Consider the following 16,215-nt stretch of genomic DNA (forward strand, 5'->3'; position numbering starts at 1 on the left):
AAATGGCAACAACGATGTTGATATATCTTGCTATTTTTCTGATCACTTTATTAGTGATAGGGAAAATGCTTGGGTATTATTTAGCTCGCCTTATCGAAGGTGATTTACCTCATTGGGTTACTCAAACCGAACATGTTATTTGGCGTTGTTGTGGTTTTAAACCCGCAGGAAAATCAATCCAGCCAATGAGCTGGTATCACTATATGCTCGCCCTACTTATTTTTAATTTAATGGGTGCGATCCTATTATTTGTCATGTTGCTAAACCAAGGCTATTTACCGTTAAATCCTCAAGTTGCACCTAATATGAATTGGGATTTAGCGTTAAATACCACAATTAGCTTTATCACTAATACTAATTGGCAAGCTTATAGCGGTGAAACCGCAGTGAGTTATTTAAGCCAAATGACGGGGCTTGCAGTGCAAAACTTCTTATCTGCAACAACCGGCATTGCTGTCGCTTTTGTTTTAATTAGAGCGCTAACACAGTCCTCTTGTACCTCATTAGGGAATGCATGGATTGATATTGGGCGCATTACGTTATATGTCCTACTCCCTTTATCAATTATTTGGTCACTGTTATTTGTCAGTCAAGGGGTAATACAAAACTTTCACCCCGCGGTATTAAGTCAAGGGCTTGATGGACAACAACAGTGGTTACCAATGGGGCCTGTTGCTTCTCAAGAAGCCATTAAATTATTAGGCACAAATGGCGGTGGCTATTTTGCAGCAAACTCTGCCCATCCTTATGAAAATCCAACATCATTAAGTAACTTCTTACAAATACTCGCCATATTTCTTATTCCTACTGCCTTATGTTTTGCCTTTGGTCGTTTAAGTGGAACACAACGCCAAGGGCATACCTTGCTTTGGGCGATGACATTAATTTTCATCGTTGCCGTTACTGTGGTCACTTGGGCTGAATGGCAAGGAAATCCAGAGTTTATCTTTGCGGGCGCAGAAAACTCGCTAAATATGGAAGGCAAAGAAACACGCTTTGGCATAATCGGTAGTGCTATTTTTGTTGCTGTCACAACAGCGGCATCTTGTGGTGCAGTTAATGCCATGCATGACTCATTAACCGCTTTAGGTGGCATGGTGCCAATGTGGTTAATGCAAACAGGAGAAGTGGTATTTGGCGGAGTAGGATCAGGGTTTTACGGCATGATCCTCTATGTATTATTAGCTGTGTTTATCGCGGGATTAATGGTTGGTCGCGCACCTGAATATCTTGGTAAAAAGATCGGTGTTGCCGAAATGAAATGGGTAGCCGTTGCAATTTTAATTTCTCCAGCCGTTGTTTTATTAGGTACAACCCTCGCCTTATTTACTGATGTTGGTCGTGAAGCCATTTTAAATCCAGGCCCTCATGGCTTTAGTGAAGTGTTATACGCTTTTACTTCTGCGGCTAATAATAACGGTAGTGCTTTTGCCGGGCTTCACGCCAGCTCACCTTTTTATAATCTATTATTAGGGCTTTCCATGTTGATTGGTCGCTTTGGTGTCATGCTACCTGTTTTAGCTATTGCAGGTAGTTTAGCCGTGAAAAAGCGTCAGCCAGAAAGCTTGGCAACACTCTCTACCACTTCACCGCTATTTATTTTGTTATTGATCCTCACGGTATTAATGATCGGCGCTTTAACTTTTGTTCCGGCATTAGCACTTGGCCCTATTGCAGAACACTTACAACTGTTTTGGGCTAAATAAGGAAACGTATCATGAAAAAAACTCAACTCTTTGACAGAAAAACCGTGATATCGGCTTTCTTTGATGCGATAAAAAAATGTACGCCTCAAGCACAATGGCGTAATCCCGTTATGTTTATCGTTTATATTGGTGCGCTCTTAACTACCGGAATTTGGATTGCTTCGCTGTTAGGTTATCTCCCTGATGATAATCACTTTACTTCACAAGTCACATTTTGGTTATGGGTGACATTGCTATTTGCTAATTTCGCTGAATCATTAGCAGAAAGTCGAAGCAAAGCACAAGCGGCTAGCTTACGTGGGGCTAAACAACAATCTAAAGCGATACGTTTACATCACGCAGACATTAATGCCGCAAAAGAAACCGTTGACTCTTTCTTATTGCATAAAGGTGATATCGTTTTAGTCAACGCTGGCGAAGCTATTCCTTGTGATGGTGAAGTCATTGAAGGTGGTGCTTCTGTTGATGAAAGTGCTATTACGGGTGAATCCGCACCTGTTATTCGTGAATCGGGTGGTGATTTTTCTTCCGTCACTGGCGGTACTCGGGTGTTATCCGATTGGTTAATCATACGTTGTACTGCTGAAGCAGGTAATTCATTTCTCGACCGCATGATTGGAATGGTAGAAGGCGCAAAGCGTAGAAAGACGCCAAATGAAGTTGCTTTGACTATCTTATTGACTGCATTGACACTGATTTTCTTATTGGCTTGTATAACGCTTTATCCATTTAGTGTGTTTGCTGTCGAGTTTCAAGGTCATGGTGAGATTATCTCTGTTGTCACTTTAATTGCTTTGTTGGTGTGTCTTATTCCCACAACGATTGGCGGCTTACTTTCATCAATTGGTGTGGCTGGAATGAGTCGAATGCTGGATGCCAATGTGATTGCAACCAGTGGGCGTGCTGTTGAAGCTGCGGGTGATGTTGATGTCTTACTTCTTGATAAAACAGGCACAATTACACTCGGTAATCGTCAAGCTTCTCGTTTTATCCCGCTTTCGGGTATTAGCGAAAAACAACTTGCTGATGCGGCACAGTTAAGCTCGCTTGCAGATGAAACGCCTGAAGGCAGAAGCATTGTGATCCTCGCTAAACAGCGTTTTAATTTACGCGAACGTGATTTAGCATCAATTGGGGCTTCTTTTATTCCCTTCTCTGCAATGACAAGAATGAGCGGTGTTAATTTAGAAGAGCGCTTGATCCGCAAAGGTTCCGTTGATGCTATTCGTCGTCATATTGAAGTCAGTCATGGTCATTTTCCTGATGAAGTCACCACGATAGTTGAGCAAGTAGCGAGAACGGGAGGAACACCGCTGGTGGTGGTTGAAAATCAGAAAATCTTAGGTGTTGTTGAACTTAAAGATATTGTGAAAGGTGGAATTAAAGAGCGTTTTGCTCAACTGCGCCAAATGGGTATAAAAACCGTCATGATCACCGGTGATAATCACCTTACGGCAGCCGCTATCGCAGCAGAATCTGGTGTTGATGATTTTCTGGCTGAAGCAACACCTGAGGCAAAATTAGCATTAATTCGTCAATATCAATCTGAAGGTCGATTAGTTGCAATGACGGGTGATGGTACTAATGATGCCCCAGCCTTAGCGCAAGCGGATGTCGCTGTTGCGATGAATTCAGGTACTCAAGCCGCCAAAGAAGCGGGAAATATGGTCGATTTAGACTCTAATCCAACAAAATTAATCGAAGTTGTGCATATTGGTAAACAAATGCTAATGACACGAGGCGCTTTAACGACATTTAGTATTTCCAACGATATCGCTAAATACTTCGCCATTATTCCTGCGGCTTTCGCTGTCACCTATCCACAGCTCAATATGCTTAATGTCATGAACTTACATTCACCAGCATCTGCAATGTTATCTGCGGTTATTTTTAATGCCTTAATTATTGTCTTCTTGATCCCTCTTGCCCTTAAAGGTGTGCATTATCGCCCTGTTTCAGCGCATTCATTATTGCGCCGAAACCTCTCTTTATACGGGATCAGCGGATTATTAGTCCCTTTTATTGGGATTAAAATCATCGATATGCTCTTAGCGTTTATCGGGTTTTAAGGAGTTCTCTATGCATCTATTTCGATCATCATTAGTAATGTTATTATTACTCACACTAATAACTGGGCTGGCTTATCCTTTGCTTGTAACAGGATTAGCCAACCTTATTTTCCCATGGCAAGCGAATGGCTCGCGGATCTATCAAGATAATAAACTTATTGGCTCTGAACTGATTGGGCAACAATTTACGCGGAATGATTATTTTAAAAGTCGTCCATCAATAACAGCAGAAATGCCCTATAACAGCATGGCATCAGGTGCTAGCCAATTAGCATCTTCAAATCCATTATTGCTTAATGAAGTCACAAAACGCGTTCAAACGTGGCAAAAAGAGGTTGGTAATCATCAGGCCGTTCCTGTTGATTTAGTGACTGCATCAGGGAGCGGGCTTGATCCTCATATTTCATTACAAGCCGCTTATTATCAAATTGAAAATATTGCATATTCTCGCCAACTCACTAAAAATGAAATTGAGCAATTAATAAAAGACAATACAACATCGCCACTAATGCCGTTTATGGGCGAGCCTGTTGTGAATGTGTTTATGCTAAATCAGGCACTTGATAAATTAAGTGCAGAAAAGCAGCAAAAAGTGAGTACTCAATAAAATGGAACTCGATCAGCAATGGCAACGTCCCTCACCCGATGATCTGCTCGCTTCAACGCGAATAACAACTCGTGGACGACTAAAAATATTTTTTGGGGCTTGTGCGGGTGTAGGAAAAACTTACGCCATGTTGCAAGAAGCTAAACGCCTCCACCAGCAAGGTATTGATGTGCTTGCGGGGGTTGTTGAAACACACCAAAGGCAAGAAACGGCTGCGCTACTTCACGGATTACCTTTATTGCCACCACAACGTATTCATCATCATGGTAGAAAGCTTGTTGCATTTGATTTAGATGCTGCATTAGCCAGACACCCTGCGGTGATCTTAATGGATGAACTGGCATTTAGTAATCCTCATAAATGCCGGCATCCTAAGCGTTGGCAAGATGTGGAAGAACTGTTGGATGCGGGTATTGATGTACTCGCTACAATAAATGTACAACACATTGAAAGTCTTAATGATATCGTAGGAAGTATTACTGGCATTCGTGTCCAAGAGACGATCCCTGACTATATTTTTGATAGTGCTGATGAAGTGGTTATGGTGGATTTACCGCCTGACGATCTACAACAACGTTTGCACGAAGGCAAAGTATATCTAGCCGGACAAGCAGAACGCGCCATCGAACATTTTTTTCGTAAAGGTAATTTAATCGCATTACGAGAATTAGCTTTACGCCGTATGGCAGATAGAGTTGATACACAAGTTAAAGAATTTCGAGATAGCCAAGGAACGGCTCCTGTTTGGCACACAACAGATAGTCTGATGGTCTGTCTTGGCGCTCATGGCGGTAACGATAAATTAGTTCGCACGGCAGCGCGTTATGCTGCTGCTTTTGGTTGCCAATGGCATGCTATTTATGTTGAAACTCCTAAGCTCCATCAAATTGGAGAGCATAAACGCCGAGCTATTTTGCACTCTCTAAAACTGGCACAACATTTAGGTGCAAGAACCGCGATCCTTTCTGATAACCAAGCTGAAAAAGCCGTGATCCGTTACGCCAGAGAGCATAATCTTGGAAAAGTGATTATTGGTCAGCGTGCTTACCAAAAATGGCAATGGCTAAAACGCTGGGTACGGATGCGTTTTGCAGAAAAATTAGCACGCTACGCCCCCGATCTCCATGTTATTAGTGTTGCTCTCAATGATGAGGAAATTCGTTATAAAACCAAAACAGCACCACTGCAAAATGATAAATGGCGACAAGAGATAAAAGGCTATTTAATAGCGATTGGATTATGTTTAGCGATAACCTTATTCTCTCGCACATTTCTATTAGCACTTGATAAAGCCAATTTAGTGACACTCTATTTATTGGGTGTTGTATTAATTGCACTCTTTTTTGGTCGTCGCCCTTCTATTTTTGCAGCATTAATCAATGTCATTAGTTTTGACTTATTTTTTGTACAGCCCCACTTTTCGCTCGCTGTACTCGACATGCAGTATTTGATCACTTTCACCGTCATGCTTATTGTAGGATTAGTGGTCGGTAATTTAACTGCGGGTATGCGTTATCAAACTCGCGTCGCACGTTATCGAGAACAACGCACCCGTCACTTATTTGAAATGACGAGAGAACTGGGTCGAGCGGTAACGTTACAAGATGTTGTTCGCACCAGTTACCATTTTTTATCAAGTGCGTTTGATGCAAAAGTTTGTTTGTTGATCCCTAACAAACAAGGTGAATTAACACCTTTTCATGCACAAGGTATGGGGCATTTACCTATTGATAATGCAATTGCACGCTGGTGTTGCGATAAAGACCAAATTGCCGGTGCAGGCACAGATACTCTGCCAAGTGTGCCTTATCAATTACATCCGATCACCGCCTCTCAACAAGTTTTAGCTATTTTAGCGATTGAACCGAATAATCTTCGCCAACTGCTTATTCCTGAACAACAGCAGCTATTGCAAACTTTTAATGGTTTAATTGCTAATGCGCTTGAACGATTACAACAGGCTGAAATTGCAGAACAATCTCGAATTAATATCGAACGAGAACAATTAAGAAATGCATTACTAGCCGCACTTTCTCATGATTTAAAAACACCGCTTACTGTGCTTTTTGGGCAATCAGAAATTTTGCTTCTCGATTTAAGCGCTGAAGGCTCATCTCATACAGAACAAGTTAACCAGATTCGACAGCAGATCCTCACAACCTCACGTTTGGTCAATAATTTACTTGATATGGCACGCATTCAATCTGGCGGTATTCAAGTGAATTTACAATGGAATTCGTTGCAAGAAATTACAGGAAGTGCTATTCGTTCACTCTCTTATTTACTTGATAAACATCCATTACAAATTGATATTCCGGCCGATTTACTGCTTTATTGTGATGGTAATTTAATTGAACGGGTTATCACGAACTTACTTGAAAATGCAGTAAAATATACGACTCCAAATACAAAGCTTGGAGTAAGAGCCTATATTGAAGCCTCTAAAATTCATGTTGAGGTATGGGATGAAGGCAATGGCATTCCGACTGACCAACTACAACTTATTTTTAATAAATTTTCACGCGCAGTAAAAGAATCCGCAATTCCTGGTGTTGGCTTAGGTTTAGCGATATGTAGCGCGATTATTCGCTTACATGAAGGTGAAATTTGGGCTGAAAACCACAATTTCTCTGAAAACAATAATTTCCCTGATGAAAACCATAAAAAAGGTGGAGCAAGTTTCCACTTTGTTTTACCTTTAAAATCACTCCCTGATATTGATGAGATTGAAATAAAACAGTGACTCCATATAACATTTTAATTGTTGAAGATGAAAAAGAGATCTTACGCTTTGTTCGGCTGGCTTTAGAGAACGAAGGATTTCGTGTTTATGAAGCCAATGAATGCCAACGAGGATTAATTGAAGCTGCATCAAGAAAACCTGATTTAGTTATTCTTGATCTTGGTTTACCTGATAAAGATGGTCTCTGTTTTATTCAAGACTTTCGCCAATGGAGTAGTACGCCCGTTATCGTACTTTCAGCGCGAGACTCAGAACAAGATAAAGTTAAAGCGCTTGATGCAGGAGCAGACGACTATCTGACTAAACCCTTTGGCATTAGTGAACTACTCGCCAGAGTCAGAGCATCACTACGCCGTTTTGTTAAACAAGAAACGCAGAGCGCACAATTTACGTTTGGTGATATTACAATTGATTGGGTTAATCGTATTGTTACTCGTCAAAATGAACCTGTTCATTTAACACCGACAGAATTTCGTTTGCTAAGCGAATTGGTTAATAACAGCGGTAAAGTGCTCACTCAACGGCATTTAATGCAACATGTTTGGGGACCTAATTTCGTTGAACATAGTCACTATTTACGTATTTATATGGGACATTTACGCCAAAAACTAGAAACCGATCCCGCATGTCCGGTACATTTAATGACGGAAACGGGGATCGGCTATCGATTTATGCCTTAACTAAAGGCTATTGGAGAAGAAATAAGGTTAATCTATTAATTAATCAGTTTTCTTGTTTATACAATATATATACCTAACCCACGTAAGATCTCACCTGACCATCAAGTAAATGCTAATCTAAAATTTCAACGATAGCCGCACCCACCTTGGTATCATCCGAGTTAGTTACATTAACTCTGTAGTAGTAAAATGATCGTTCGGGTGCTGGAACCATAATCGTGTCATTGGGTTCAACCCAATATGTGGTATCGGGATAAAAAACATGTGATGGTGGCGCCCAGTAATTCACAACTTCTAATTTCGTTTCGCCATTATTAGTAACAATTACACTTTTACTAACTGTTGGAATGATAGGCTCAGCATCGTCCCATACTGTAACGGTTTCCAAAGGTTGAATAACATAATTAGTTGACATAACGCGCATCCTTAACTGTTTTTATATAGACTGCTGACATATTGCATCGCGAGTTCATTATTATATATTGCTGAAATCGCTATCCCACACATTTGATGGCCAGATGATTGTATATATCCTGCAACATCAGAAACCACATACATGGAGTTAATTGAAAATGGGCTGACTAAAGTGACTTCTTGTATAGAGTCATCATCAGGATGCTGACCTGCTACCATTGTATTATTAAGATTAGTGGTGAACTGAATTTGTGAAACAAAAGATTCCGCTCTCACGGACACCTGATTAATAAACTCACCACCATCAGCATTAATACTCATTTTGTTTTGTCCAACATTAAATGAGTAATTGTTATTTGGCGTCATACCCATTTCATATTGTTCATCAGACCCACTACAGGTAAACATTAACCCAGTAGTTCGATGTGACACTGACAGGTCTGTATAAACATCGATAAAATTAATATAGCCATCTGGATAAGATGTTGGGTCCTGATATAAAGATCCCTGGATGTTTGTAGAAGGCATCATTGAGTTATCAGCTACTTCAGCAAATGCCATAGGCACTGAGAAATTTTGCCCGTCTAGGCTTATAAGCTTATAGAAAGATCCAGCTGCCATGACTGGAACGTAGTAATTTTCCAGCGGTGCAGGCGCATTATAGTCTTCATAATCCCCTGACCATAGTTCATTAAATAAAGACACGCTGGTTTCATAATATAACTTAACACTAAAGTAGGTCTGTATATTGTTAAGATAAGTACTGCCTATTGCCGAATTTATTGGAGATAAATAACTCTTGGAGCTTTGAACATCAGATTGAAGCAATGACTTTAATTGATTAACTTGATCTTGACTTAATCCTAATTCATTAGAGTATTTAATACCTTCAAGATATAAGGCAATTTTTAAATTCATAGCGGCGACAAAAAGTGGAGCAAATGCATATTCGAAGTTAGTCCCTTTTATTTTGAAGTTTTCTTCAATTCCAATTATATCTACAACTACTGTCATCAGTTCAGGGCCAGCAGTATCATACTGGGCATTAATTAACTGCTCATTGATAAATGATACTTTATCCTGAAGCTCATTTACTGCGGCCACAAGGCGATTCCAGTCGTCCTCTTGAATATCTTCATTAATAAGGTTTTGTACTTCCTGTTTAATCGTGCTCCATATATCTTCCTTATTTGTTGGCCATAAAAGACCAAAAATGGTGCCTAGTACACCTCCGACCACTGGGATCTGACTGATACCATAATGTATTATCGAACCGATATCAGATAAACCATCATTAAGCTTAAGTGTAGATGACATATTTAACCTCTTAAGTTATAGCAATGATAAAAAAACAGAATGAGTGATTTAATATATTTTCTCTCGATTAGCTTCCACCCTTGCCAGAAGCTAATAAATTAAAAACCAATAAGAAAAACTTATATTTAAAACCAATAAGAAAATCTTATCTTTTATGGTGCGGATGTACATAACTTTTCAAAGGGAAATGTAATAAATCTAACGCAAGGCAAAGTTTCGCAAGTTATTTCTATTATTTTCTTATGTTTCAGTGACTTTTCCTAAAAATAGTCTATGCTTCGTTTGGGCAGTCTCTTAGCATTAAGGTATCATCAGGGGCGCTGTTGGTTAGCCAAAAGCCCACCATCATTTTACTGTTCTCTTTGAGTATCACAGATTGACCTTTAGTTGTTGTATACCATTAGGTTGTGATTCTAAGCGTGTATATCCGACTGTATGTCTATTATTTGATAAAATACCATCAGGATTAAAAACAAAATGCTGTTTACTTCTATCTATTGTTAAACCCGTTTTATTATCTAAAAAACGTTGATGCCCAAATAACAAATTATCTCTAATTGGTTTAACATCCATTATATCTATGCCAATCTTTTATTCTTTATTAAATTTCCTTTCTCCTATTATTTTTTTTAATATCTTTATTATTCTCATAAAATTAGCCTTATTAAAAATAAATTTAACTCAATCAATAAAAATATATAAACTATGTCATTCAATTAATGGATAAAATTCTTTATTAATGAATTTCACTTAACGCTTTGACTTAAATGAATTATTTACCTTCATGAATGTTATTTATGAAATTTAATCGTTAAGTAAAAACACCAACATTAAATAATTAAATTAATAAAAAACCTATTTCCTTCTATATTTAATAATAGAAGAAAATAGGTTAATTTATCGATTAATATTTAAATTTATTAGGCCATAGCCGAAATGGTTTTTCTAAAACGTAATAAAGCTAATGAAAAAAACACCGAGCCAATAACAATTAAGATAATGAATTGAGGCCACACAATCGAGAAGTCAGCACCACGATATAAAATAGCTTGGGCTAAGCTAACAAAGTGTGTAGTGGGCATTGTTTGCATTACATCCTGTACAAACTGAGGCATACTTTCTCGCGATGTCATCCCTCCTGATAACATATTTAATGGCAACAAGACCATAATCATCAATAAACCAAATTGAGGCATTGAACGAGCCATTGTTCCTAAAAAAATACCTATTGAAGTTGTCGCAAATAAGCTTAAAGCAACACCACACATAAATAGTAGAACAGAACCTTCAATAGGCACATGAAGTAAAGATTTCACGACTAATACCAGCGACATAACTGATGCCAATAATACAACCAATCCCATTGACCATATCTTAGAAAGCATGATTTCAAAGGGCGTTACAGGCATAACCAGTAAGTGTTCAATGGTGCCATGCTCTCGCTCTCTTATTAATGCAGCCCCCGTTAATACTATCGATAACATAGTGATATTATTGATAATTGCCATAACAGAACCAAACCAAGATTGTGTTAGATTCGGGTTGAAACTCATTCTAACTTCCAAATCAACAGGCAGTGGATCGTTGGTTCTATTTTTCGCTAAAAAGGTTTTTGCTTCACCCATTACAATATTTTGAATATAGCTATTACCTAAAAAAGCTTGGCTCATTCTTGTTGCATCAATATTAACTTGTATTTCAGGTTTCCGACCAGCTAAGAGATCACGCTGAAAATTAGGCGGAATATCAAGTGCAAAGGTATATGTTCCTCTATCTAACAAACCATCAATTTGCTCAGGAGTAATCTCAGCGGGAGGTAAGAAATAAGGCATATAAAAACTATTTACAATACGTGCAGATAGCTGTGATTTATCTTGATCAGCAACAGCAATCGGTGCGTGATGTAACGAGCCGGGTGTCACAGTTGCTGATGAATAAATAGACACAGTAAAAGCAAACACAATTAACGCTAACATCGCTTTATCACGAGAGAGACTGCGTAGCTCTTTTACGCCTAAATTAAACACATTTTGAATTGTGCGCCACATTTAAGCCTCCTGCTTTTTCAAGAAAAAGATACTCAACCCAATAACAATTGGGATAGTGATAAGCAAAGGAATAAAAGACCAAGGTAAATCAAAAAGGTTTAATCCCTTAGAGAATGTCCCTCTTGAGATAGTTAAAAAGTGAGATGTAGGATAAATATGCCCTATCCATTTACCTATACCTTCCAGTGACGAAACAGGGTCAATCATTCCTGAAAATTGAGTTGCCGGAATTAAGGTAATAATTGAAGTACCAAAAATGGCGGCAATCTGGCTTTTCATAAAGCAAGAAATGAGTAATCCCATTCCTGTGGCAATAGTGATATAGAGTAATGCGCCTAAAGAAAGCGTTAACATACTCCCTTTAAAACTCACGCCAAACACAAAGACAGAAAGCGCACAGAGCATGAAAAAGTTAAACATACCCAATAAGATATAAGGAAACTGCTTACCTAATAAAAACTCTGCTTTGGTGATAGGTGTAACATAAAGGTTGATAATAGAACCTAGCTCTTTTTCACGAACGACGCTCAACGCACTTAACATTGCGGGGATCATCATTAATAAAAGAGGAATAACTGCTGGTACAATCGCGGGTAAACTTTTTACATCAGGATTATAACGATAACGGGTTTCGATATTAATAGGTGACAATTTATCAACCACATTAGTGGGTTGACGCATAGCCATATCAAGCATCCATGTTGTATGCATTGCCTGAATATAACCGCGAACAGTTTCAGCCCGATTAGGCATTGCACCATCAATCCAAACACCTATTTTTACAGTGTGACCTTTGGCTACATCCCGCGCAAAATTAGGCGGAATTTCAATCGCAACTGTAATATCACCACTACGTAACCGCTTTTCCAGTTGGTCATAATCGGTGATAGGCGCTTTTTCAATAAAATAGCGAGAGCCTGAAAGGTTTTGGCTATATGCCTGACTTAACCCTGTTTTATCTCTATCCATAATACCAAAGCGTAGATTTTCAACATCCAAACTAATACCGTAACCCATAATAAACATCAGGATCACCGTACCTAATAGCGCTAAAGTAAGGCGTACCGGATCTCGGCGCAATTCCATACCTTCACGAATGCTATAACTAAATAAACGCCGTAAGCTAAATCGCTGCTTTAATGCTTTTTCTGCACTTTCATGGCTAGATGCAGGAAGTTGTAGGCTTTTTTCATCAAGTTCAGGTGTTTCTTGTTCTCCAGATGCCTTTTTAAGGTAATCAATAAAGACTTCTTCAAGCGTATCAAATTGGCTATTTTTAACTAAATTTGCAGGTGTATCTGTGACTAATACTTTACCAGCATGCATCAGCGACATTCGGTCGCAACGCGCTGCTTCATTCATAAAGTGAGTTGAGATAAAAATAGTGACACCGTCACGTCTTGATAGGTCAACCATCAAGTTCCAGAACATATCTCGCGCAATGGGGTCCACTCCTGAAGTCGGTTCATCCAATATCAACATTTCAGGTTTATGGATAACCGCGACTGCAAGTGATAAACGCTGACGAATACCTAACGGCAAACCATCAGGCATTATTTCTTCAACCTCAGTTAAATTAAAACGCTCACTCATTTCCTTAACACGTTGAGGAATTTCCTCTTCTGGAATATGAAAAAGTTTGGCGTGTAATTCAAGGTTTTGTCGTACAGTCAATTCACTATAAAGTGAAAATGCTTGAGACATATAACCAACACGGCGACGCGTTTCGATATCTTTAGGATCAACTTCTTGACCAAATAACCAAGCTCGCCCTTCACTCGCTTCGAGTAAACCTGTTAGCATTTTCATGGTGGTTGATTTACCACAACCATTCGATCCTAAAAATCCAAAAATTTCCCCTTTAGGAATACGAAAGCTTACATGGTCTACGGCAACAAATTGTCCGAAACGCATAGTTAAATCTTGCGCTTCAATGGCGATAGTATCATCGTCACTTTTATCTCTTGGAGGGATAATCACTTTTTGGTGATCTTTCTTTTTCTCTTCTGGCAATAACTCGATAAAAGCAGCTTCTAGTTCATCAGTATGGGTTTGGGCTTTTAATTCATCGGCATGGCCTGTTGCTAATATTTTTCCGGCATCCATAGCAACTAACCAATCAAAACGCTCAGCTTCTTCCATATAAGCGGTCGCAACTAATACGCTCATATTTTTTTGACGCTTACGTATACGATTAATTAATTCCCAAAATTGCGCTCGTGATAATGGGTCAACCCCAGTAGTAGGCTCATCAAGAATAAGTAATTCTGGATCATGAATAAGCGCACAACATAAACCCAGTTTTTGTTTCATTCCCCCAGAAAGTTTACCAGCGGGTCTATCACGAAACGGTGCTAAACCGGTACTTTCAAGTAAGTCATTTATGCGTTCTGCACGCTCTTGTTTGGATTGACCAAATAAACGGCCAAAGAAATCAACGTTCTCAAAAACAGAAAGTGTGTGATAAAGGTTTTTACCTAATCCTTGAGGCATATAAGCAATGCGAGGACAAACGGCTCTTCGGTGTTCAACATCATTCATATCACCGTTTAAAACAATTATTTGCCCAGTTTGGATTTCTCTCGCACCAGCAATAAGAGAAATCAAGCTCGATTTCCCTACGCCATCTGGACCAATTAACCCGACCATTTTTCCAGCAGGAATAGCCAATGTCACATCATCAAGCGCTTTGGTATCGCCATAATGTTGGGATACATGAGTCAATTCAATGATATGAGAATGACTTTGCGTTCTCATTGTTTGACTCATTGCGGTAATTTCACCTCTAAATCAGTTGGCCAAGATTGGTTATTATCTAAACGAATATAAGCACGACCCGGTAAACCTGTTTTTACATATTCAAGGTGTTTTTCAAGTAATTCAGGTGCTATACGCGCTCTTACACGGAACATGAGTTTTAATCGTTCATTATCAGTTTCAACAGTTTTTGGTGTAAATTGAGCGACACTAGCAACGTAGGTTGTTTTTGCAGGAATAACAATATGAGGTGCCGCATCTAAAATAATGTGAACTTCACTTCCTAATGCCGCTTTACCAGCAGCTTCTGTTGGTAAAAAGAACGTCATATAAACATCACTTAGATCGACCATATTTAATACACGACCGCCAGCACCTAAAACTTCACCTGGCTCTGCAACACGATATTGAACTCGACCATTACGCGGTGCTTTTAAAATGCTGTCATCCAATTCCGCCAAAATGCGTCTTTCGGTTGCCGTTGCAGCATCCACTTTTGTATTAGCTTGAATGATCCCCGCTTTAGCTGATTCTATTGCTGCAATCGTTGCGGTTTCTTGAGCTTTAGCGGCTTCAACTGCCGCTCTAGCGCCTTCTGTTCTTGCAATATCATCATCTAATTGTTGAATAGAAATAGCATTAGTTTTTACTAATGCACGAGAACGATTAAGCCTTTTTTGTGCAGCATCAAGTTCTGCAATACGTTGACGAACAACTGCTTGAGCTGCAAGTTGTTCACTTTTACGTTGTGATAATGCTGATTGTGCAGTGACCACACTGCTTTTTGCTTGGTTTAATTGAGCTTGAACTTCATGAAGTTGTTCTTTAAGGGTTCGAGTGTCCATGCTTGCTAACACTTCACCCGCTTTAACAAAATCACCTTCTTGAACTAAAATAGAGTCTATTCTTCCCGGGCTCTTTGTTGAAATATCAATTTCGGTTGCTTCTATTCTCCCATTACTTTGAGCAAATCCTGAAGGAAGAGTTGGCGCTTGAGATTTCCACCAAAAAATTCCCGCGACAACAACCGCGATGAGAATGATGCTATAAACAAAAAAACGACTCTTTTTTTGATTTTTCATATAAATTATTTAACCTTCCTTTAGCCATAAAAGAATACCAAAAATATGTTTATCCGCTGTATGTAAGAAAATAGTTAAATAATGAGACGTCTTAAATTTTTATTTTTTATTTATATTTAAAAATAGTTCATTTGTATTGATAAAGCTAATGCACTCACTATAAAAAAACAAAATATTAGATGCTAACCTTATGAATTATAAATATTATGTTATTATAATAGAGCCTTAACTCAAATTAATGTAGTACTTTTATCACATAATCCACCATCTATTTTTGATTATTCGAGGAACCACACAAATTGTATATAGAAAACCTGTTTTCGTTACATTAAAATACAAATGAAATAGTAACATTGAGTTATTACATATTAATCAATATTAAAGTAACACTTAACATTATGATGAAATTTCAATTCATAACTGAATTATTACCTAATTTAAAATGATAAAAATTGTATTTTTTATATCATTTAATAAATTTTATATTTTAAATTTCATCATATAAAATAAAAACAAAAAATAAAAATAGCATTATTATTTTTGTTTTTAAAAAAACACTATTAGCTACGTTTTATATTTATTCCTTTCATTTAATCAAGAAACATTAAAAACACGTAACACTTTGATTTATCTATTTAAAATAAATAAAAACAATAATAACAACCACCTATTACATGATAAAGATCGACAAATTAAAAAGAAAGTTGAGTGTTCAGACCACTTATGCCTTAAACTTTTTATATAGTGATTATTGCAGTTAGTTATCAAAGTACGTTGATGCAATTAATTAGA

11 protein-coding genes are annotated in these 16,215 nt (G+C 38.2%); 5 read left to right on the forward strand and 6 right to left on the reverse strand.

Features of this window, described 5'->3' with window-relative positions; translation table 11 throughout:
* Window positions 1-2 precede the first annotated feature (2 nt).
* The 5 genes from kdpA to kdpE are packed head-to-tail and all read left to right on the forward strand — an operon-like array spanning window position 3 to window position 7,805.
* A complete protein-coding gene (kdpA, locus tag BTA34_RS07890) occupies window positions 3-1,706 on the forward strand; it encodes a potassium-transporting ATPase subunit KdpA (RefSeq protein WP_151435180.1) in 1,704 nt (567 codons plus the stop codon).
* A gap of 11 nt (window positions 1,707-1,717) precedes the next feature.
* On the forward strand, window positions 1,718-3,775 hold the full coding sequence (gene kdpB, locus BTA34_RS07895) for a potassium-transporting ATPase subunit KdpB (RefSeq protein ID WP_151435181.1): 2,058 nt from the start codon (window positions 1,718-1,720) through the stop codon (window positions 3,773-3,775).
* Between the two features lie 10 nt (window positions 3,776-3,785).
* Window positions 3,786-4,382, forward strand: coding sequence for a potassium-transporting ATPase subunit KdpC (kdpC, locus tag BTA34_RS07900; RefSeq protein WP_151435182.1), 597 nt, complete (start codon window positions 3,786-3,788; stop codon window positions 4,380-4,382).
* A gap of 1 nt (window position 4,383) precedes the next feature.
* Entirely contained in the window at window positions 4,384-7,125 is a 2,742-nt protein-coding gene (kdpD, locus tag BTA34_RS07905; RefSeq protein WP_151435183.1) for a two-component system sensor histidine kinase KdpD, read from the forward strand.
* Window positions 7,122-7,805: a two-component system response regulator KdpE gene (gene kdpE, locus BTA34_RS07910; protein ID WP_151435184.1), complete on the forward strand. Its 684-nt coding sequence runs from the start codon at window positions 7,122-7,124 to the stop codon at window positions 7,803-7,805. Before kdpD ends, kdpE begins: the two co-directional genes overlap by 4 nt.
* Window positions 7,806-7,917: 112 nt before the next feature.
* On the opposite strand, the gene BTA34_RS07915 is transcribed toward kdpE, so the two are convergent.
* The 6 genes from BTA34_RS07915 to BTA34_RS07940 all read right to left on the reverse strand — a co-directional run bounded on the left by BTA34_RS07915 (window position 7,918) and on the right by BTA34_RS07940 (window position 15,423).
* Window positions 7,918-8,220 (reverse strand): hypothetical protein, encoded by a 303-nt coding sequence (locus BTA34_RS07915; protein ID WP_151435185.1) that lies wholly within the window; start codon window positions 8,218-8,220, stop codon window positions 7,918-7,920.
* An 11-nt stretch (window positions 8,221-8,231) separates the two neighbouring features.
* Window positions 8,232-9,536: an insecticidal delta-endotoxin Cry8Ea1 family protein gene (locus tag BTA34_RS07920; protein WP_151435186.1), complete on the reverse strand. Its 1,305-nt coding sequence runs from the start codon at window positions 9,534-9,536 to the stop codon at window positions 8,232-8,234.
* A 369-nt stretch (window positions 9,537-9,905) separates the two neighbouring features.
* Complete coding sequence (locus BTA34_RS07925; RefSeq protein WP_151435187.1) at window positions 9,906-10,109, reverse strand: hypothetical protein; 204 nt, start codon at window positions 10,107-10,109, stop codon at window positions 9,906-9,908.
* A 347-nt stretch (window positions 10,110-10,456) separates the two neighbouring features.
* Complete coding sequence (locus BTA34_RS07930) at window positions 10,457-11,584, reverse strand: ABC transporter permease (RefSeq protein WP_151435188.1); 1,128 nt, start codon at window positions 11,582-11,584, stop codon at window positions 10,457-10,459.
* Window positions 11,585-14,341: a ribosome-associated ATPase/putative transporter RbbA gene (rbbA, locus tag BTA34_RS07935; protein ID WP_265576326.1), complete on the reverse strand. Its 2,757-nt coding sequence runs from the start codon at window positions 14,339-14,341 to the stop codon at window positions 11,585-11,587.
* A gap of 8 nt (window positions 14,342-14,349) precedes the next feature.
* Complete coding sequence (locus BTA34_RS07940) at window positions 14,350-15,423, reverse strand: HlyD family secretion protein (RefSeq protein ID WP_151435190.1); 1,074 nt, start codon at window positions 15,421-15,423, stop codon at window positions 14,350-14,352.
* Window positions 15,424-16,215 lie beyond the last annotated feature (792 nt).

The sequence above is a fragment of the Proteus sp. CD3 genome (genome assembly GCF_008808075.1).
Lineage (GTDB): Bacteria > Pseudomonadota > Gammaproteobacteria > Enterobacterales > Enterobacteriaceae > Proteus > Proteus appendicitidis.

Coding starts and splice junctions, on each gene's coding strand:
- BTA34_RS07920 (WP_151435186.1), bottom strand. CDS start 9,536: ATGTCATCTACACTTAAGCTTAATGATGGTTTATCTGATATCGGTTCG.
- BTA34_RS07930 (WP_151435188.1), bottom strand. CDS start 11,584: ATGTGGCGCACAATTCAAAATGTGTTTAATTTAGGCGTAAAAGAGCTA.
- BTA34_RS07940 (WP_151435190.1), bottom strand. CDS start 15,423: ATGAAAAATCAAAAAAAGAGTCGTTTTTTTGTTTATAGCATCATTCTC.
- kdpA (WP_151435180.1), top strand. CDS start 3: ATGGCAACAACGATGTTGATATATCTTGCTATTTTTCTGATCACTTTA.
- rbbA (WP_265576326.1), bottom strand. CDS start 14,341: ATGAGAACGCAAAGTCATTCTCATATCATTGAATTGACTCATGTATCC.
- kdpC (WP_151435182.1), top strand. CDS start 3,786: ATGCATCTATTTCGATCATCATTAGTAATGTTATTATTACTCACACTA.
- kdpB (WP_151435181.1), top strand. CDS start 1,718: ATGAAAAAAACTCAACTCTTTGACAGAAAAACCGTGATATCGGCTTTC.
- BTA34_RS07915 (WP_151435185.1), bottom strand. CDS start 8,220: ATGTCAACTAATTATGTTATTCAACCTTTGGAAACCGTTACAGTATGG.
- kdpD (WP_151435183.1), top strand. CDS start 4,384: ATGGAACTCGATCAGCAATGGCAACGTCCCTCACCCGATGATCTGCTC.
- BTA34_RS07925 (WP_151435187.1), bottom strand. CDS start 10,109: ATGGATGTTAAACCAATTAGAGATAATTTGTTATTTGGGCATCAACGT.